Origin of the sequence: Marinobacter sp. M1C, assembly GCF_023314135.1 — a bacterium.
In the GTDB taxonomy this organism is placed as follows: Bacteria; Pseudomonadota; Gammaproteobacteria; order Pseudomonadales; family Oleiphilaceae; genus Marinobacter.
In genome coordinates, this window is record NZ_CP092289.1 from 1054624 (window position 1) to 1073265 (window position 18642).

Annotated in this window: 17 protein-coding genes and 2 pseudogenes; 9 read left to right on the forward strand and 10 right to left on the reverse strand. The window is 51.1% G+C overall.

Translation table 11 applies throughout. The annotated features are described in order from the left end of the window. The first annotated feature begins 4 nt into the window (after nt 1-4). Nucleotides 5-577: a glutathione S-transferase N-terminal domain-containing protein gene (locus MIH19_RS05105; protein ID WP_249007840.1), complete on the forward strand. Its 573-nt coding sequence runs from the start codon at nt 5-7 to the stop codon at nt 575-577. Between the two features lie 36 nt (nt 578-613). Here the strand turns inward: MIH19_RS05105 and MIH19_RS05110 are convergent, their stop codons facing one another. Beyond that, nucleotides 614-952 (reverse strand): hypothetical protein, encoded by a 339-nt coding sequence (locus MIH19_RS05110; RefSeq protein WP_249007841.1) that lies wholly within the window; start codon nt 950-952, stop codon nt 614-616. A 67-nt stretch (nt 953-1019) separates the two neighbouring features. Between MIH19_RS05110 and MIH19_RS05115 the strand changes: the two genes are divergently transcribed. Further along, nucleotides 1020-1478: an acyl-CoA dehydrogenase C-terminal domain-containing protein gene (locus MIH19_RS05115; RefSeq protein ID WP_249007842.1), complete on the forward strand. Its 459-nt coding sequence runs from the start codon at nt 1020-1022 to the stop codon at nt 1476-1478. Between the two features lie 627 nt (nt 1479-2105). Continuing rightward, entirely contained in the window at nt 2106-3221 is a 1116-nt protein-coding gene (locus tag MIH19_RS05120; RefSeq protein ID WP_249007843.1) for a hypothetical protein, read from the forward strand. 246 nt (nt 3222-3467) lie between these two features. Here MIH19_RS05120 and MIH19_RS05125 read toward each other — a convergent pair. From MIH19_RS05125 to MIH19_RS05145, 5 genes and pseudogenes are all read right to left on the reverse strand, one after another. After that, nucleotides 3468-3821: pseudogene (locus MIH19_RS05125) on the reverse strand (DUF6444 domain-containing protein); the annotation flags it as partial. Nucleotides 3822-4159: 338 nt separating this feature from the next. Continuing rightward, entirely contained in the window at nt 4160-4849 is a 690-nt protein-coding gene (locus MIH19_RS05130; protein WP_249007844.1) for a hypothetical protein, read from the reverse strand. A 331-nt stretch (nt 4850-5180) separates the two neighbouring features. Next, complete coding sequence (locus tag MIH19_RS05135; protein ID WP_249008948.1) at nt 5181-5519, reverse strand: tRNA-binding protein; 339 nt, start codon at nt 5517-5519, stop codon at nt 5181-5183. Between the two features lie 21 nt (nt 5520-5540). Beyond that, nucleotides 5541-6437 (reverse strand): DMT family transporter, encoded by an 897-nt coding sequence (locus tag MIH19_RS05140; protein WP_249007845.1) that lies wholly within the window; start codon nt 6435-6437, stop codon nt 5541-5543. A gap of 89 nt (nt 6438-6526) precedes the next feature. Then, nucleotides 6527-7258: an AraC family transcriptional regulator gene (locus tag MIH19_RS05145; protein ID WP_249007846.1), complete on the reverse strand. Its 732-nt coding sequence runs from the start codon at nt 7256-7258 to the stop codon at nt 6527-6529. 263 nt (nt 7259-7521) lie between these two features. On the opposite strand from MIH19_RS05145, the pseudogene MIH19_RS22520 reads away from it, so the two are divergent. Beyond that, nucleotides 7522-7653 (forward strand): annotated as a pseudogene (locus MIH19_RS22520) (metallo-dependent phosphatase); the annotation flags it as partial. 30 nt (nt 7654-7683) lie between these two features. Here the strand turns inward: MIH19_RS22520 and MIH19_RS05150 are convergent. Beyond that, entirely contained in the window at nt 7684-9024 is a 1341-nt protein-coding gene (locus MIH19_RS05150; RefSeq protein WP_249007847.1) for an MATE family efflux transporter, read from the reverse strand. 539 nt (nt 9025-9563) lie between these two features. Between MIH19_RS05150 and MIH19_RS05155 the strand changes: the two genes are divergently transcribed. Together MIH19_RS05155 and MIH19_RS05160 are read left to right on the forward strand one after the other, a co-directional pair. Then, entirely contained in the window at nt 9564-10823 is a 1260-nt protein-coding gene (locus MIH19_RS05155) for a PQQ-dependent sugar dehydrogenase (protein WP_249007848.1), read from the forward strand. An 81-nt stretch (nt 10824-10904) separates the two neighbouring features. Continuing rightward, a complete protein-coding gene (locus MIH19_RS05160) occupies nt 10905-11240 on the forward strand; it encodes a cytochrome c (protein WP_249007849.1) in 336 nt (111 codons plus the stop codon). Nucleotides 11241-11301: 61 nt separating this feature from the next. On the opposite strand, the gene MIH19_RS05165 is transcribed toward MIH19_RS05160, so the two are convergent. Continuing rightward, a complete protein-coding gene (locus tag MIH19_RS05165) occupies nt 11302-12336 on the reverse strand; it encodes a hypothetical protein (protein WP_249007850.1) in 1035 nt (344 codons plus the stop codon). A gap of 169 nt (nt 12337-12505) precedes the next feature. Between MIH19_RS05165 and MIH19_RS05170 the strand changes: the two genes are divergently transcribed. After that, nucleotides 12506-13510 (forward strand): MBL fold metallo-hydrolase, encoded by a 1005-nt coding sequence (locus tag MIH19_RS05170; protein WP_249007851.1) that lies wholly within the window; start codon nt 12506-12508, stop codon nt 13508-13510. A gap of 96 nt (nt 13511-13606) precedes the next feature. Here MIH19_RS05170 and MIH19_RS05175 read toward each other — a convergent pair whose 3' ends face one another. Both MIH19_RS05175 and nspC read right to left on the reverse strand, forming a co-directional pair. Next, nucleotides 13607-14848: a saccharopine dehydrogenase family protein gene (locus tag MIH19_RS05175; protein WP_249007852.1), complete on the reverse strand. Its 1242-nt coding sequence runs from the start codon at nt 14846-14848 to the stop codon at nt 13607-13609. 83 nt (nt 14849-14931) lie between these two features. Further along, a complete protein-coding gene (gene nspC, locus MIH19_RS05180; RefSeq protein WP_249007853.1) occupies nt 14932-16029 on the reverse strand; it encodes a carboxynorspermidine decarboxylase in 1098 nt (365 codons plus the stop codon). A 100-nt stretch (nt 16030-16129) separates the two neighbouring features. Here nspC and MIH19_RS05185 point away from each other — a divergent pair, with 100 nt between their 5' ends. Beyond that, on the forward strand, nt 16130-16309 hold the full coding sequence (locus MIH19_RS05185; protein ID WP_249007854.1) for a hypothetical protein: 180 nt from the start codon (nt 16130-16132) through the stop codon (nt 16307-16309). A 135-nt stretch (nt 16310-16444) separates the two neighbouring features. Then, nucleotides 16445-18571 carry a methyl-accepting chemotaxis protein gene (locus MIH19_RS05190; RefSeq protein WP_249007855.1) on the forward strand — a complete coding sequence of 709 codons (2127 nt, stop codon included), beginning with the start codon at nt 16445-16447 and terminating at the stop codon, nt 18569-18571. Nucleotides 18572-18642 lie beyond the last annotated feature (71 nt).

The window sequence follows — 18642 nt, forward strand, 5'->3', positions numbered from 1 at the left end:
CTCCATGAAGCTGCTTGGCTCGACCACATCCCCTTATGTCCGACGCACCCGGCTGCTGCTGGCGGACCGTCCTTATGATTTTGTGAACCTGGATATCTACGGCGAGGGGCGAGACGAGTTGCGTAAAAATAACCCGGCGCTCAAAATTCCGATGCTGGATGATGACGGCCAGAAAATATACGATTCCCGGGTTATCGCTCGCTATCTTGGGGCTAAGCTGGGCATCGCCGCCCCGAGCTGGGATCAGGAAAACCAGCTAACGTTGATTGATGCGGCCAACGATTCCTGTGTCACGATGCTGTTGTCGAAACGATCCGGCCTCGACATTGAGCAGGATGCGATGTTTTACAACATTCAGCGCGAACGCATCATGACGACCTTGCGTGCGTTGTCAGCCATGGTGGATGCGGGCGAATTCACAGACTGGCATTATCCGTCAATCTGTCTGTTCAGCCTGATCGACTGGTTGGATTTCCGGGCCCTTGTCGATTTTGAGGGCATCGAGAGTTTGTTGTCATTCCGGGACCATAATTTGCAACAACCTATGGTCGCGGAAACGGACCCCCGCAAAACCTGACTTCTTTGCGCCCAGAGCGGCGCGCCGCTCTGGGCATCAGTCCGCTTTAACTGAGGCGAGAATATCCAATGCGTGGCGCCGCTTTACAGGGTCATAAAGATCCACAGTAAACATCAATTCATCCACCTTCACTGTGGTGAGAAGTTTTTCCAGCTGGCTTTTGACGGTCGCGCAGTCGCCCTTTACTTGCAGATCAAGGAAGCCCCGAACACCGGCTTCTTCCTCACGACTCCAGAGCCCATCCATGGTTTCTACCGGAGGTTTTAGCCACAGTGGCTGGCCCTGAAACAGTGCCAGGATGCTTTGGTAGCTGGTGGTGGCCAATAATGCGGTTTCTTCATTGCTGTCAGCCGCGACGGCTGGCACGCACAGCATGGCATAAGGCTGTGACAGGCTCTGTGAAGGTTACGAAGGTTCCAGCAATACGAACATCGGCCTGCAAGTGCTTGGCGGTTCGGGCTTCACCACCGACTGGCCGCTGGAGCAGCTGGTTCGCGATAGCCGCATTGCGCGAATCTATGAAGGCACAAACGGCATACAGGCGCTGGATTTGGTGGGCCGTAAACTGAATCTGAAAGGCGCTTTAAGTATGCTGGGAAAAGCCACCCTATGGCTGGCAACCAACGCTCCAAAAGGTCCGGAGCAGGCCGGCGCCGCGGCCACGCCATACCTGCGTCTGAAGGCCCTAACGGTTATCGGTTACATGTGGTCACGCATGGTCAACGTTGCCGGCCAGCAGATTGAAGCCGGTGAGGGCAGCAAGCCTCTGCTGGAAAGCAAGCGGGTGTCTGCCCGCTTTTACTTTGAAAAGCTGCTGCCGGAAATTCACTGGTTGCTAAGCGACATCGAAAGCGGCAAGGACAGCCTGATGGATATGGGAGACGATCACTGGGCGGCGTGAGCCTAAATCCCGGCGTTTTGAATCAAACCACGCACCGCGTGGCTTTTTTAGGGGCGATGTGTTCTACGGTGAGCAAGTTGCTCCGGCTTTTTGGTTTGAATCAAGTCAGTAAAACGATATCAACTTTGCAAAACAGAGCGGGGTGGTGGGGAATTTTTTTCGCCAGAAATGGGTGTTTGAGCGCAGCGAGTTCCATTTCCAAGAAAAAACATTCCCCGCCACCGCGATCAACCCACCAAAACCCAAAGGCTACAATTTCGTAATGGACAGGCATGTCCGTACTCTCTGTCCATACTCTCAAACTAGAAGTGATTCAAATCATCTATGCCGATTGGCATACATGCGCCTATGCCGTTCAGGGGACTCTAAAGATCTGATAACGGACAGGCACAGTCAATATGTGTTTTTGCATGAGGCATTCAACAAAACGTTACAAAAACCGAGAGGCGACTCCGCTAAAAGCACTATATTATTTTCCGCCCAAACCAATGAACCTGCTTTTCTCTGACTAAGGAGAGAGATATGAAAACAAAGGCTTTAGTTGTGCTCGTCGCAATGGGTGTTCTGGCGGGCTGTGCGAGTTCGCAGCGGCCAATGACGGCCGAACAACAGGCGCTTGTGGCGGAAATGCAAAAAGCCTTCATCGCGCGGATGAGCGCCGGTACCCCGCAGCCATTTCAGCGCGAAGCGGCGAAGCCTATTCAGCACGCAGAGCCGGTAAACGCGATGAGCGAGCAGGAGCTTGCTGATCGGATTACGGCGGTGGGTGGAGGCGAGTCATCGCTTGAAATTCGACGCGTGCGTGATGGGTTAATAGTTGGTGGAGCTGCGTATCTCGATCCTGAAGGCGAGATTACGGGATTCACAGCCAATGCGTTAACCGGAGATATTGTTTATTCCCTGAAGACTGGAAAAAACCAGATAACGGTCAAGTATTTATTCAGCGCTAATTTGTCCGAGCCTGTAACGCTTGGTTTCGCAGTGCGGAACGCAGAGAATATTTCTTTTACTTCCGTAACGGATAAAAAGCTGACCGGCGACGATATTACTCTTACATCTGAGGGCGTGTTGATCACGCGCAACACCTCAGCGTTCCATTATAAGCCGGGCAATCCGGTGACATCGGTTATGGCTCCTGATAATTACCACGTTACGGCTATGCAAAAAGGTGATTTTGGCTCAACCGGTTATTTGCTGCTCGAAAAGAATGAAGGCGAAACCAAGGGTATCGCCGGGCTTACAAATCTTATGGGGTCGCTGGGCGAGACGGTAGGGTTGTCTGAGGCCGATGGTTATATGCTTTGGAACGCGCAAACCGGCGATGTGGTGAAGCTGGACATTAGCACCGACGATAAAGATGTTTCTGTTGGCCGTGGCTGCACGCGACAAAATGACCTTGTTAACAAGTGCACGTCGTTTGATTCCTATGAAAGCCTGTATCGCCAAGATGGCACACGCAATCGTGGGCATTATTTCTGGCGTGTTGACTGGATGACATCGCCCCAAGGGCCATACGCTGTTGTTCAGGAAGCGGGTAGCCGAAAAATTAATGTGATTGATTTACAGCACAATGAGCGGGTCACAGTGCTTGAGCGCACACTGGGTATTGGATCACACGATGTCACACAAGCGGCGAACGGCACCATTCGTATTGAGGCCCAGATGGGCTTTTCAAAAGAGGTCGTAAACGACGCCGTGGTTGCTTACAGCACAGGTATGCAAAAGCTCGCGACTGCGGATTAATTAATCCTCCTCAATAGCCCCTTTATGAAAGCTGATGGCGGCGTCGACCTCTTCGATGCCGCACATTTTTTGCTCAGGCGGTTCATCGCCGGCCAGTACGCGCAACACCGAATGTCCGTTGCGGAATAAGGTTCGGTGTTGTAGAGAAATAACTCTGGACAGGCATAGTTTAACAATGGAGCGGGCCTCAAAAAAAGTGCCGCAGATCGACTGAGGGCAAGTGGGTCGATTTAAGGGCGCTTACTCATAACCGTCTTCTTGGTACTGCCGCCCTCTTGGCAGAGAGCGTCGATCGACGTTGAGTTCCTTCACCGCATCCGGGTCATTGACTGGCTTCAAGGTCGTTCCGATACGCCCCTTCTGGCCACCAGGCTTTCTAGTGCGCTCCCCCTTTCTGGAGGACTTCTCTCGGTTCGGATCTGAGGAGGGCGGCTTGCTGTTGTTTTTGCTATTGAGTGTGGTGCGGTTGAGGAGCATCGCCACCAAAAGGAGCAACACCTCCAGTGCTGCCTTGAGTGAAGGCGACAGATCGCGCTCTTTCTCGAGAAGTTTTTTGACGGATCCGATCGCCGAATCAACGTCAATATTTTCTATCTTCAATGTCTGCCCGCACCTGGATGGCTTTGTGAGGCGTCCATTATCGCAGGGGGTTTCAGAGCGACATTTTTGGCTCTGAGGGCCATTCTGAGGCGATTAAAAAGCTGAGGCCGTCCCGTGATCGAAATCGGTTAGTAGAGCCCTTCAGCAGACCTTATGCCGTCGGCTATGGCCTGCGTGGTGGCATCGGTACGAATGCCGATAAAGCGGGAAGATTCAAGCAAAAACCCTGTCAAGAACTTTCGCAGTTTTTTTGAGCTGAATAGTTACACCAATTTTTATATTGTTGGCGTGAAGTTCCATGGCAAAACACCAATTAAAGCCATAAAATTGGATATATTTCATTCATCGCCAGCGCTCTTTGAAAAATAATGAATAGAAATCAATTCAGATTCATAACTATCAATATGCTTGAAACCTACATTAGTGCAGCTTTCAATAATAAAGCTTTTAGTATAAGATTTAGATTCAAAATCTAGGCCTCTAAATACATCGCCTTCGTCAGTTTTCTTTAAAAAAATATGTGAGATTTCACATCTTTTGTAATAATCAAGCCTGATTTCTTTAGCCTTATCTGTCGTGTTGAATTGGGAAATAACAACGTCAAAGCCATGGGTGTAGCAATTGTGTATCTGAGACTTACATTCATTTAAATTCCCAATTAAATTAAATGAAAATACACACAAAATAGGGACTAATTCAATATTTAGTAGCTTATAAAAATCAGATAAGCAGGAGTTAATAAATTTACCTTCAACATGACTATTTTTTGAAAGATATTCATCGATGCATGGCTTAAGGCTGTCTCGAATATCTACGCCAATATAGTTAACCCCGTTCATGGCGCTACAATCATAAAGTCTAACCTCGTCACACCCCAGCTCAATTAAAGTTCCATATATGTTTTTAGATAAAATTTTTGATATGTATGCTTGCTCATAATTTAAATATCTAACAATTTCTTTACTGAAATTATCAGTATTCATTATTTGGCTTCCATCTTTGCCAACATAATAAGTGTTATTTTTCATTGTCTAACTCCATGTATTAAAAGCACACAAGCCGAGCTAAACAGAATGTATTGCTTAGCTGCTTTTGTACGATTATTTTCGAAGCAAATGCACAAAAATAGCGTAACTTTGCGTGTACGGCTGAGGCCTTCCCTCCTGGCACTTCCATTCTATGGTTACTGTAAAAATCTCAGTATCTAGCTTGAGCCAAAAAAATTGGGTAACAAGTAAGTGTCAGCCAGCACACCGTACTAATGATGGCCGGACTCTCAAAGAGAGAAGCATATACGGCCAATCTATTTGCGAACGCTAGCCAGCAATGGTGTTGCCCAATGTTTCAGGCTGACAATAATCAGAAGAGCCTCTTGCCATTTGCGACCGGGAAATCCGGAGTTACCAATGCTACTGCACCCACTTCTGTTTGCACTCCGGTAACCAGACATTCAGACACGAACGGACCGATCTGTTTGGGAGGAAAATTGGTGACGGCGAGCACCTGCTTGCCGTTAAGCGTTTCCTTGTCATATAGCTCAGTGAGCTGTGCGCTGGATTTACGAACACCGACCTCAGGACCGAAATCCACCTTCAACTTGTAGGCAGGTTTTCGTGCTTCAGGAAAATCCTCTACCTCGATGACAGTACCAACCCTTAGTTCTACCTTTTCAAAGTCATCCCAACTAATCATATTCAGTTCCTCCAGAACAAAGATTGATCAATAAACGGTTTCAGATTCGGGCAGCGGATGACGCTTTGCACTACCGGCGATCAGGGAACCCAGCACAATCAGAACACTGGCGGCGAGAACCGCACCGGTGGCATTGCCATAACCCGCGACGATCAGCAATACCACTGAAATGAGCGGAGCGCTGTAAGCCAGAGTACCAAGCAACTGGATGTTGCCGTGCTTCACTCCATAATCCCACGTGAAAAAAGCGATACCGACCGGTCCCAGACCAAGACCCAACACGCCAGCCCATTGCACCCATCCCGTTGGCCATACCGTTGTTTCCCACACCAAGTGACACAGCAGGGCCAGAACAGCGGTCACACCGCAAAACCAGCCTACTGCATCGGTCGGTACACTCTTTACCAGCCGGGACAAAACGGAGTAAGACGACCAGATCAACGCGCAGCTAAAGGCAATCAAGTAACCGTCGAGATTGCCCATAGTAAAACCACTGCTATTGCTTCCGATCAACAACCAGCATCCCAGGAGGGCGAGCATGGCACCCATAACGTGCTGTTTTCGCAAGGACTCCCCAGGCAAAAATGAGGACATCAGAACGATAAACAACGGCCAGAGATAGGCAAGCAAACTCACCTCTATCGCCGGAGCCAGCGTCATGGCCTTGAAATAAGCAAAGTGGTAACCGAACAGACCGCCAACCCCGATGCACCAGGCCAAAAGTGGCTGACGTAAATACCGGGTCCCACCATGGCCAGCGCGGAACCAGCGAACGCACATCAATAGAAATGCAATGCCAAAGGTCATCGCCATCAGCTGAAATTCCGGAATGTCCCCACCGGAAAGCTTGGTCAACAACGCAAGCGTTCCCCACAAAAATACAGAGATCGAGCCTATCCACGTCGCCGCAATAATGGTTGCCATGACTTCCCCTGAAAACAATCAGTTCATAACCTACAGGGGACGAAGTTTATGATCAGTCGAGGGTCGTCTGCTTTCTAATTACGGCAGCGTTATTTCGATTTTCGGCGAAAATGACTTGGTGGTTTTCCAAAGTGGCAGGAAAAGCGATCACTGAAAGACGACAGTGAGCCGTACCCTACAGCGTCAGCAATTCGCTGAATATTGAGATCCGACTGTTCCAGTAATCGCCAGGACTCCTGCATACGTAGCTCGGTCAGGTAATGGTGAGGAGTCATGCCAATCTGTTTACGAAACAACTCATTAAGCTGACGAATACTCAGATGGGCAACAGTCGCGAGTTCGGCGGCGCTAATTTTCTTGTGGAAGTTATCGTCAATAAATTGCTTCGCCGCAGATACTCGCCGGTCCAGGTTCAGTTTGTCGCCGTGGCGTTCCTGTAGAAGTTGAATCAACAACAGTAACATCTGATGCTGTGTGTGAGATGACACCGCACCGTTTACCAGTTGGGAGTGCAGAAACTGGACGTAGTGAAGCAATGCCGAATCCAGCTCAACAAAGAAGGGGAGCCGCTCCAATGCAGGTGCAAGGGCCTCTGGTACATCAGCTACCAGAAATCGATTTTCTTCGGATGCAAAATACCCGTGGTCACTTCCGGACGGAATAATAGCGGCCCGGTTCCGTTCAACGTCACCCTCGGTTTTGTCTATAGACAGCGAAAGCTTACCCAGCAGGGGCAACACCAATTGGTGGTGGCCATGGGAATGTTGTTTTCCTTCATTACCATAGCTTCGTAGGTGGAGATTAACGTCAGATGTGGCCATATAAGGAGTATATTCGAATGACGCCGCATAGAGGAGTAACTTGGCACCGACGATCAATTACAGGTGCGCAACATGAGCCTGCCTCTTGTCGGGTCAAACTAACATCACAGAAAAAACGCTGAGAAGGTCATCGCCGCAGCCGCACGCTGGCAACTTCTGAGTGAGCCCGCGAACGAGAAAACCGGGGCAGATTTATTTTCTGTAATAGTTTTGGACTAAATTTTAAGATCGGCAGAATCCAGGTTTTCCAAGGAGATAAGACTGTGCGTTTGCGAATATTGTCGGATTTGCACGTTGAGTGTTTTCAGGAAGGTCGCGATCTGCCTGATGTGGCCGCGGATGTGGTTATTCTCGCCGGAGACATTCATCGTACAACGGAAGGCCTCACCTGGGCGGCGGGACAAATAACTCTGGACAGGCATAGCTTAATCGTGGGGGCTTCGGCCTTTTGGTTTGGGCTTAGTCTGCTGGGTTGAGAGTCGGCGCGGGAGCGAACCAGTCCGAGGTAGCCTGCTAATTTCCCGCTTAGTATAAAAGTGCGCAACCACAGAGCTGACCATCACCACAATCACGATGGTGTAGAACATGGAAACCATGGGATAGCCCCAAAGCACAATCAGCACGTAATTAATAACCGCAGGTATCACCAGTTGCCGCGCAATACCAAGGTACATCGGGAACATGGGCTTGCGCATTGCCTGCAGCACCGCCACGCTTTGAAACAAAACCACATACGCATAAAACGCTAAAGCATCGATCCTGAGATAGGTTACGCCGGTGTTCTTGATGGCATCGGTGTCGGTGAAAAAACCCATCATAAGCGGAGACAAAAAATACATAACAGGTATTGAAACCAGTGCCATAGCCAGTCCGATTAACAAACTCTTTTGATAAGTTTCGGCCACACGCGAATTGTTGCCCGCACCCAGGTTCTGGCCGGCAATCGCCATAACCGCACTGTTTAAGCCTAGTGCGGGCAACAATAAAAGTTGTTCAAGTCGCAAGCCCACGGTGTAACCCGCCACGTGATGGCTGCCAAACTGCCCAATGAGCGCCACGGTAATGAAGCCACCCAGAACAATGGTGAGTGTATTGAAGCTGGCTGGCAGCACCTGCTTGAGCAAAGCTTGCCACCGAGGCCAGTCGAACGCCGGTCTTATGCGTATGTTCAGCCGTTTAGCAAGCACCCGTAACAAGTAAAAGGCAGTCGCCAATTTAATAATAACGGTCGCTAACGCTATGCCCGTCACGCCAAGCCCAAGGCCGAACGTGAAAAGTGGGTTTAATGCAAAGTTCGCAAAAAAACCAATGCCCAGTGCGTTGCGGTTGGACTTAGTATCGCCCAGGGCCATCAAAGCACCCGCGGCACCAAAAGAGAGCGTGAAGCCGATAGAGCCTGCCAAAGTTACCCACAAATACTCCATGGCTAATGGCTCAATGTGCGGCTCTGCTCCCAGTAATACGACCAATGGTCGCGCCGCCAAAGCGCCTAGCAAAAATGATATAAGACTGAATCCAATCGCTATTCCGCTGACGTTGTCGATCCAGCGCTTGACCTCACTTGTGCCACCCTCTGTGCCACCTTTTATGTCGGCTCGCCCAACTCCCGGCGCAATCATGGCGGACGCACCCGCCTGTATCCCGAGACCAATGGAGAGTAAGAGGAAAAACACGCTGCCAGCTATTGATAATCCCGCCAGGGCATCGTCGCCCAGGTAGCCCGCGAACCAGATGTCTGTGAGGTTGTACAAGGTGTTGAACACCATTCCCATTGATGCCGGGATTGATAGCCTTATCATGTGGGCTAAGACTGAGCCACTCGTCAGGGAGGGTGAAGGCTGGGTGCTTTTCAAGGCGAACTTTGAATAATAAATGTGACCAAGGCTGATAAGCTTTGCAGCGCCTTTTTACCCGTGCTCTTCACTTTCATATTGGGCCTGTCGCTATTGGGAATGCTAAATACTTCGGTCGCCATTTTCGGAATAGTACAGCAAAACCTGATTTTTTTGCCACCGTGTATTTGGCTGGCAGGGGGCTACCCGGCGGTGCTACAGACGTTGCTATCAGTGCACTGCACGCCTACGGCTCTAATGAGCGTAAACAAACCTACCTGGTAAAACGGGTGCCTGCTCTACGGTCTGATTTCATGGATAGGCAGATTCAATTTCTCTCATTGAATGTTCGAGCCCAGGTCATATAGGTGGTCTGACCAGTTATTCACCGTGAATTCTTGACACCCATGTTGCCGACGCCTTAACTCAGATCTCGAAGACTGGTTAAAAACCACACAGCGGAAGCACTTACAATGATAAAAAAACCATTAGTGATTCTTACTACTTTGCTTGTCGCCACACAGATTCAGGCGCAGGGAACAACCGACGAGACGCTGAAGACACTTGGGCAGTTCAAGGTCACGGGCGATTCCGAATTCACCACCATTGATCAGAATAGCAGCAGCGCGGACGCTATCCGCAACATACTGAAAAATGTTTCAGTACCCAAAGGCTTTGAGATCACCCTTTATGCTCTGGTGCCTGACGCCCGTCATATGGCAGTGGGTCCTCAGGGGGTGGCGACGTTTGTGGGTACGCGCAAAACAGAAGTCTGGGTGGTTACTGATCGGGACAAAGATCGGGTAGCAGACGAGGTGAAAAATTTTGCGCCATCCGTTTCGAAGAAAGTACCCAACGGGCCTTGCTTCTCCCCTCAGGGTGTCTTGTACATTGCGGAGCAAAACCGCGTTCTAGCCTACCCCGCAGCAGAGTTTTTCTATGAGGGCACGGATGTTGTCGCCGCAGAGCTGATCGCCGGTGGTCAGCTGATTCCAGAGGAATACGTTAGCTATAACCATACTGCGCGCGTTTGCGATGTGGGGCCAGACGGCAAGGTTTATATCTCTTTGGGGCAGCCCCACAATGTGCCACCCAAAAATCTGTGGGATGACTATCAGTCTAAGGGGCTCGGCGGCATTATTCGCATAAATCAGGATGGTACTGGCCGGGAAGTCTATACTCTGGGTGTCCGTAACTCCGTTGGCCAGGACTTCAATCCTGCAACCGGCGATCTCTGGTTTACCGACAATCAGGTAGACGGTATGGGAGATGATATACCACCGGGCGAAATCAACCGGCAGACCGCGCAGGGTCAGAATTTCGGCTTTCCCTACTACGGGGGTGGCGAGGTTCGCACAGCTGAATACAAGGGGGATGAGCCGCCCGCCGATGTGGTTTACCCTGTTAGCAAGACCATTGCGCACGCAGCAGACCTGGGGATGATGTTCTACACCGGCAATATGTTCCCGAAAGAGTATAAGGGTGGTATTTTCTCGGCCCAGCATGGGTCCTGGAACCGCACCGAAGCGGTCGGTGCAAGGGTGATGTTCACTCCCGTAGACGCTGAGGGCAACATGACTGGTGAGCCCCGTCCCTTCGCCGAAGGCTGGCTCACGGATAATGGCGAGTATCTGGGGCGCCCGGTGGATGTTGCACAACTGAAAGACGGCTCTTTGCTGGTGTCAGATGACCTGGCAGGCGCTATCTATCGGATTGCCTACACCGGCGAGTAACAGCGGCCGGTTAAGTTAGCCCGGTTCGTATCGATGCCAGGGGCGGTAATGCCCCTGGCCTATTCCCAGGACTGATATTTTATGCGCTATTCGGCACCGCTGTTCACTCTCGGCCTGACTGCTATTATGGTCATCGCCACTCCCGCCAGTCATGCGGGTGACCCCGGTAAAGGCAAGGTTTTGGCAAAACAATGTCAGACCTGCCACGGCCTTGATGGTATTGCCAAAATTCCCATTGCACCCAACATCGCCGGCGAAAGTCAGATCTACCTTGAGCTCCAGCTCAAGCGCTTTCGTGACGGTCAGCGAGAGCATGAAATGATGACCGTGGTTGCCAAGAATCTGACGGATACCGAGATTGAGGATCTGGCCACCTGGTATGAATCCATTCAGGTAACGGCGACACTACCGGAATAGAACGCTGCGACGAGGCACAGTCAATTCAACAAGGGACAGATTTCAAATCTGTCCCTTATCTTTAGGACTTCGGCTGAAGAACCTTGCGTGCCGCTGCGGATTTGTAAAAAGCGGATAGCCGCCGCCGCATCAGGGCCTCGATATAACCCTCATCCTGAAGCACGCCTATCACCGGAATGGCCCAGGCGTCCGCTTCTGCCATGATGACTTCACGGGTAACGCCCAGATCGTCAAGCAGATCGGTCAGTGGTCGGTCACCGTACTTTACAAAAAAGTGCGCAACCACGGCTCGGGTGCAGCCGTCAAAATAGTCGGTTTTCCGGAACTGCAGCCAAAACTCATAGCCCAGCGCCACAAACTCCTTTAGCTGAACAGCGCCCAGCCCTCCTTGAAGCTCGGCAAGCGTTTTATCTTCCACATCTTCCCAGGCAGCCAAAACCGTTTTGCGCACTTCATCGTCTGATATCGCGCCCTGCAAAAATTGCTCGCTACGGCTGATCAGCCCGGGCAGGCTCTCTGCGAGCCACGCTTTCAAACGGCGCTCAAATGTTTCATCAAGTCCTGGCACAGCTTTGTTCGCCATGCGCTTGCCAAATTTCATCATCGAACCAATGCCGGGCACCGACTTGGTAATCAGGTTGTCTTCATACAGGTAGTTAACCACGCCGTGGTACACCATGTTTGAAATCAGCTCCTGGTAAATCGGGTGTGCAATAATCTCACTGATTATCCGCTCACGTTGGTGCCTTAGTTCTAGCGTCGCATCCAGAAAGCCGGTCACTTGGTCTTGGGTGACAATTTCCCCCAAAGTGGTTGTTTCCTGAATCGGCGCGTTTAGAACTTCGGTTGCCATCTCAGCCGCCAGCTCTGGAACGCCTGCGTCTAGCTCCATATTCACAACAACGCGCTGAAGGGTTTCTGCCACCTGGTTTTCCGAAGCGATACGATTCAGTGTGATATTGCCCGCGTGATCAAGAAGCTCACTAACCTCCTGCCTCAAAAACTTGCGAAGCTTTGCGCCCTTCAGTGAGGCAACCTCATGCTTCACGTGCAATTCAAGCAGCTGGCTGACTGTATCGTTGTTGTGGGTGGGCATGGTGTTGGCGGCCTTGTTGATGCGATTGAAAAGTGGGAACCAGGGACAGATTTTAAATCTGTCCCTTATCTTAAGAACCTGTCTAGCATAGCCTATGCTGATAGGTGACGGCTGCGTTGTCGTAACTGTTGTTGCCAGTCGCACAAAAACCACGTGGAAGGAATATTTCATGTTTACGCAATCGAAATTCGGAGCTTTGAAAAGACTTGCTGGTGGGCTATGTCTGTCGTTGGGCCTGTCGTTGGGCTTAGTGCCTGGCGGAATGGCTGCAGAAGGTGATGTAAAAGTCACGCCCCTTGGAAGTCACGATGGCGAGTTTTGTGCCCTGGACCGGGCCATGGTGTTTGAAGACCCCAACGGTACCCGCATTCTTTATGACGCTGGCCGCACCGTAGCCGGCCCTGATGACCCCCGCCTCGGCAATATCGACGTGATTCTGGTGTCGCACATGCACGGCGACCACGTGGGGGATCGCCGTATCAAGGAGACGAACGCCGGCACGTGTGGTGGGCCGGAGTTCCCGGTGGTGACCTTGCCGCAGTCAAACACCGTAGACATTGCGGTGAAAAAGCAGGCAAAGATTGTAACCGGTAGCGAAATGCCGGCATTTTTCGCCGCCAAACTTGAAGCCGCCGGCGGCGACCCCGCCAACTCCATGTTGGTGCGCTTTGGCGGGGAGCAGGAAGTGGGTGGCGTGCGCTTTACGACCGTGCCGGCGTTTCACAGCAACGGGGTTTCACCCTCGTTTCTTACCGGCCCGCTGGCGGAATATTTGAAAGCCGCAGGCGTTAGTGCCGATGTTGGGCCGCCAACCGGTTACGTGGTGACTTTCTCAAACGGCCTGGTGGTTTATCTGTCGGGGGATACCGGCATTACGGCCGAGCAGAAACTGGTGGTGAAAGACTATTACGGTGCCGAGCTGGTGGTAATGAATATTGGGGACACCTACACCACCGGGCCCAAAGAAGCAGCCTACGTGATCAATGAACTGATTGAGCCGAAAGCCGTTATTGCTTCCCATGCCAATGAGCCGGCAACTTCAGGAGGTAAGCTGGAGCAGGGCTCGCGAACCGCCCGTTTCAAAGAGCTGGTGAACGTGCCTGTGCATGTTCCTTTGAGCGGACGCACTATCGCGTTCAACGGAGACGGTGGCTGCACGGCCGGCTGTGATTAACAGACTGAGCATGGACAGGCACAGCCCTGTTTACTGGAAGCCTAAACAGTAAAAAGCCAGCAATAGCCGGCTTTTTTGTCTTTATTTAAAAATAACTCAGGAAAAAGTCAGCGGCCTTTCACCGGCTTCATCACGAATACAAGTGGGCAAGCCCATCTGGTTAAGCAGGTTCAGAAAAGGTCGGGGTGGCAGTTCTTCCACATTGGCCATGGTGCCGATATCCCAGGTGCCATCGGCAATCAACAGGGCGGCAGCTACCGGTGGAACACCTGCCGTATAGGAAATGCCCTGGCTGCCCACTTCTTCGTAAGCGTCTTTATGGTCGGCCACATTGAAAATAAAGACCTCCCTTTCCTTGCCATCTTTTTGACCTTTGACCAGGTCACCAATACACGTCTTACCGGTGTAATTCGGTGCCAGGGAAGAAGGGTCGGGCAAAATTGCTTTCACCAACTTCAAGGGAATCACCTCTAGGCCTTCTGCCGTTTTCACGGGTTGCTCAGAAAGTAAACCCAGACTATTGAGTACCGTAAATACCGTGATGTAGTGCTCGCCAAAACCCATCCAGAAACGAATGTTGGGCACATCCAGGTTTTTGGACAGTGAATGAATTTCATCATGCCCGGTCATGTAGCTGGTATGTTCACCCACCACAGGCAGATTATCTGTGCGCTTATTCTCGAACATCTTGTTTTTGGTCCACTGGCGATTCTGCCAGGACCAAACGCGCCCGGTAAATTCACGGAAGTTGATCTCGGGATCAAAGTTGGTGGCAAAATAACGGTCATGATCCCCGGCATTGATGTCGATAATGTCGATGGAATCAACCGTGTCAAAATATTCATCAACCGCCAGCTTGGCATAGGCATTAACGACACCCGGATCAAAGCCCACACCTAGAATGGCCGTGGTCTTGGCCCTTGCAAATTCATCCTTGCGCGTCCATTCATAGTTACCGTACCAGGGCGGCTCTTCGCAAATCTTATCCGGCTCTTCGTGAATGGCGGTGTCCAGGTACGCAGCGCCGGTATTGATGCAGGCGGTCATCACCGACATATTGATGAAAGCCGAGCCAACATTGATAACAATCTGAGATTCTGTCTGATAGATCAGTTCTTCAGTGGCGGGGATATTCAGGGCATCCAGCGCAAAGGTTTGAATTTTGCCGGGCACTTTCATGCTGCCTTTTTCTTCCACGCTTTTAACAATGGCATCACACTTGGATTGAGTACGTGAAGCCAGCGTGATTTGGCCCAGAACGTCGTTATTCTGAGCGCATTTATGGGCGACCACCTGAGCAACGCCCCCACCTCCGATAATCAAGACATTTTTTTTCATTTCCAGACACAACTCCAATTTTAAAATCACTGTTCATTTGTTGGGAGCAAGATGTTGTCAGTTCAGGCCGCCCACGGCAAACTCTACGACAATGCCTGCACAAAATCCTCATAGTTAAACGACTTTACGAGCTCGATACGCCCATCCAGTTGTTTAACCGCAATAGACGGCATCTTCACGCCGTTAAACCAGCTTTTCTTGACCATCGTGTAGCCGGCTGCATCCTGAAAAGAGAGGCAGTCACCGATCTGCAAGGGCTTTTCAAACTGAAATTCGCCAAAAATATCACCGGCCAGGCAAGATGTACCGCAAACCTGATACGTGTAATTACCACGGTTGGGCTTAAGTTTTGCGGTTTCCCGGTAGATCAATAGATCCGGCATGTGAGCTTCAATAGATGAGTCAACAATCGCCAGGTCTTTGTCGTTGTTGAGCAGGTCAAGAACGGTGACTTCCAGGCTGGTAGAGTTGGTGATGGCGGCTTCGCCGGGCTCCAGATAAACCTGCACAGCATATCGCTCAGCAAAGGCCTTCAGTCTCTGGCAGAAACGCTCCAGAGGATAGCCTTCTCCGGTAAAGTGAATGCCACCACCCAGGCTGACCCAGCTGACTTTTTCCAGCAGGTGTCCAAAACGTGTTTCGATTACTTGCAGAAGTTCATCAAAGCGCTCGAAGGAGGCATTTTCACAGTTGTTGTGAAACATGAAGCCTGAGACCTGATCCAGAATGCCAGCGATTTTTTCCGGGTCGTGTTCACCCAGGCGGCTGTGCGGGCGGGCCGGATCGGCAAGGGCGAAATCCGAGGAGCTGACACCGGGATTGACTCTCAGTCCCCGGGTTTTGTTTGCAGATGACTCAGAGAAGCGCTGCAGCTGACTGATGGAGTTAAAGATGATTTTATCGCTGTGAGCCAGAACTTCTTCAATCTCATCATCAGCGTAGGCGACACTGTAGGCGTGTGTTTCCCCTGCAAATTTTTGCTTACCCAGTTTGACTTCATTGAGAGAAGAAGATGTTGTGCCATCCATGTACGCCTGCATCAAGTCAAAGACACCCCAGGTGGCAAAGCACTTGAGCGCCAGCAAGGATTTGGCACCGGATTCTTCCCGCACCCGGGCAATGATTTCCAGGTTGCGCAGAAGTTTGCTTTTATCGATCAGGTAATAGGGTGTTTTGAGCATTTTCTTCCCTCAAAAACGCGCGATTATATACGATAAACACTCTTGGTCATTACTTTTGACATCTGTCTCCACCAACATCCTGTATTCAAGGACTTTTATTATGGAAACACTACTGATCATACTGGCGGCGCTGTTTGTGGCGCTGATCGTTATTCTGCCGCTGGTTGAGAAATATGCGCCGAACGGTGAATCGCGTGATTATGGCAACCTCACGCGGTTCATTTTCCCGCTGATGGCCGTGTTGATTTTGGCGCAAATGATTCGGCATTTCTTTTTCTAAGAAAACTCAGACTCCAGGGCTACTAGTCACGATTATGCGCGGGCACGAGAACCACAATAACCACAATAACTAAGGCAACGCCCCGTTACACGAAACCAACACTTCTCTATTAACGCCCGAAAGGTTACCTGGGATATGAAAAAATTATCGCTCAAGTTCAAACTGTACGTGTTCGTTATCAGCTTGTTGCTGGTGATGGGTGTCAGCATGGTAATAACAGCACAAGTGTCGCTCAGCCAGATGGAAGGTCGCCTAGTGTCAGAAACCAGTCAGCTGGTACAGAGGATTGTAATGGATCGTCTGTCCGCTACCGCCGGTGAGTATGGGGAGGAAATTAGCGGTCAGCTCAATGCCGCGCTCAAAGTGCCCGATGTGGTCGGAAGTATTATTGAAGAAAACATCGCTGCGGGCAGTTCATCGCAGGTCAGTCGCAGCGGGCTATCGGATGCGGTGCGTGCCGTGTTGACATCGGAGGGTTACCTCAGTGCTATGTACGCACAATTTGAGCCGAATGCTTATGACGGCCTGGACCGATACTTTAACGACGGCCTTGATGACCACAGTACCGATATAGGCACGTTGGAAATTTACTATATTCGGGATAGCAAAGGCAACGTTCAGCTGGAGCGGGTGGAAGATCCTGAAGAGAAATACGATGAAACCCTGAACGAGTTTGGTGCTCGTGAAGCAGAGTGGTACCTCTGCCCTATGGAGACCAAAACTGCCTGCATAATGGAGCCTTACAATTACGAGATTGCAGAGGGCTACACTGAACTGATGACGACTCTTGTTGTTCCTATTATGAATGGCCAAGAATTTGCCGGCGTCGTTGGTGTGGATATTAATCTAGAAACTTTGCAAAAAACCGTAAAAGCGATCAGTCAGCAGCTTTATGACGGTCAATCCAGGGTCACCTTATTGAGCGAGCAGGGGCTCATTGTTGCGGCCAGCCACAATAGCGATGCGCTGGCTCGGCCTCTGGCGGAGGTAATGCCGGAACTGGCGAGTGAAATGGCGGGGCTACACCGTTCCGGTGGGCGTTATGATGACGGTGAAACACTGGCGGTCTCTTACCCAGTTCATATAACGGATACGGGAGGGGAATGGTCTTTGCTGGTTGAACTGCCGCGCGCAACAGCACTGGCAGAGCTGGATGAAATTACCACCTTGCTTTCTGAAGAGGTTGCGGCCACGGCGCAGCGCCAACTGCTGGTCGGTATTATCGTGTCAATTCTGGCGGTATTGCTGCTGATTGTGGTGGTTCGCTCGGTGGTCCGGCCACTGGATGAAATCCGCGACCGGATGAACAATCTCAGCAGCGCCGATGGTGATCTGACCCGTGAGCTTGATATTGATACCCATGCAGAGTTGATTGACCTTGCCGGTGGCTTTAACACCTTTCTCAGGCGTCTGAGGGATATGATCAACGATCTGAAAGCGGTGAATGTTCGCGTTCATCAGCAGGCAGCGGATGTGGGGACTATAGCCCGTGACACGGAAGAGAATACCGCCAGACAGCATCGTGAAGTAGACGGCGTGGTCACGGCGATGAATGAGATGTCTGCCGCTGCTGGCGAGGTCGCCGGGTTTGCCAGCGAGTCAGCAGAGAATGCGCGCAAGGCACAGGACGGTATCCGCTTTACTCAATCCACTCTTGGTTCCGCCGTTGAGGGTGTCAGTGCGCTGGCAGGTGATATGGTTGAGGCCAGCGAGGCTATCGGTCATGTCGCCAGTCGCAGTGATGAGATTAACCGGATTCTGGATGTTATCAGGGGTGTTGCCGAGCAAACCAACTTGTTGGCTCTGAACGCTGCTATTGAGGCGGCGCGGGCAGGTGAGCAGGGCCGTGGTTTTGCGGTTGTGGCGGATGAGGTGCGCACATTGGCCTCGCGCACACGGCAATCAACAGATGAAATAAGCCAGATGATTGATGGGCTGCAACAGGACGTGAAACAGGCGGTTGGCGTTATTAACGCCGGTGTCGATCGGGCGACCATGGCGGTTGAGGGTACCCGCGAGGCGGATCACTCACTGGCAACTGTCGTAACGCGCATAGACACTATTGTTGAACATGTGATCCAGGTGGCGACTGCAGCGGAAGAACAAAACTCCGTGAGCGAGGAAATTAACCACAACCTGACCGCCATTGGTGACGCCGCCAGTGACCTGCGTGAACTGGCGCAAAGGCTAAGGGGCAGTGGCGAATCTCTGGATAATGAAGTTGAAATACTGGATGGAGAACTGAACCGTCTGAAAACTTGAAACAGATGAGGGGGCTGCTCTGGGATCTGGTAAAAACTCCCGTGCGTGTCTCGTGGAGCGGGCGCACCATA